We start from the raw sequence: 1,263 nt of genomic DNA on the forward strand, positions 1-1,263 counted from the left end.
ATTGTTGCTCAAGCCCAAGCAATAAAAGATATTGTATTCAATAAAGAAGCAAACGACTACTTTGACATTACTGAACCAGAAAGTAAGCTAGCTCGAATCATGTTTTCTTATTACGGCGCTCTCAATGCACAGCTAAAAGGAGATGAAGAGCGTGCCCGTAGTTTGTTTGAAAGTATCGCCCATGAAAATCCCGAGCTTTTCTATGTTCAGGAAGCGAAGAGCTATTTAGAAAGATAAAACTGATATAAGTTCTTACCGTACGTCACCTATGTGAAAGAACATAACCAGGTCAAACAAGACTACGCAACAGTTAAAACTACTAATGAGACGGGGGTAAGAACGATAGATCATCTCACTCAAATTTTTAATACAACTGGTGAGGTAGTTGGTATTGCTTTTAATTGGGTTGTAGAGCATCCTAAGGAAGTAGTAATTGGAGTTGTAGTAGCTACTGCATTCTTCTTTGGCGGGGACTTGTCACAGCTGGAGGTGCTTTACTAGCTTATTTAGCTAGTTTGTTTGTATAAATTAGTTTGTAATTTTTTATAGGAGTTTTTTATGTTAGATAATATTTCTAAGAATATCTCGAATTGGTCATCAATTCGAATCTGCAGTATACTGGAGGTTTTTATTTTATTTTATCTACGTTGGACAATTATTGCAACAGCACTTAGTTTATTATTCGTAAAATCAACCGTCGTTACTACATTATTGCTCATATTTCTAACATTACTGACTATTATCGTTGTAATAACTCATTTTTTAGTAAATCACGTTGCAGAAGTTATTTTATACGAGCAAGTGAATTTTATAAAATATATTTCTCTTTTAACTGAAACTTATGAAAGGCGGCCTGATAATAAAACAGGGAATTTAAATGCCTTAAATCTGGGTTTAGCTAGGTGTGCTTTCTATCAAGGGAATTTTAGTGAGGCAATCCAATATGCTGAACGAATAAGAGTTACAAGTTCTAAATTGAATTTGAAACGTATTTATGAACTAAACATCGTATTTATAGAATCATTATCATACCTTCATTTAAGGGAGACGGATGAAATTTCTAAACTTTTAGTTTCTTATGATTGGGAAAAAATTAAAATAATTGATAAAAATAGAATGTTGGATTTAATTGAACCAGTATCAAAAATACTTAATGGAGAAGTTACAGACTACTTCGACACCACCAAACCAGAAAATAAGCTAGCTCGAATCATGTTTTCTTATTATGGCGCTCTCAATGCCCAATTAAAAGGAGATGAAGCT

General features: G+C 33.3%; 1 protein-coding gene and 1 pseudogene. Both read left to right on the forward strand.

The annotated features are described in order from the left end of the window. Nucleotides 1–237 (forward strand): annotated as a pseudogene (locus tag ACLNCV_RS09690) (hypothetical protein); the annotation flags it as partial. Nucleotides 238–558: 321 nt separating this feature from the next. Beyond that, on the forward strand, nt 559–1,263 hold a 705-nt coding region (locus ACLNCV_RS09695), incomplete at its 3' end, for a hypothetical protein (protein ID WP_424845157.1).

This window comes from Streptococcus sp. CL5.50 (genome assembly GCF_049738015.1).
GTDB lineage: Bacteria > Bacillota > Bacilli > Lactobacillales > Streptococcaceae > Streptococcus > Streptococcus mitis_CA.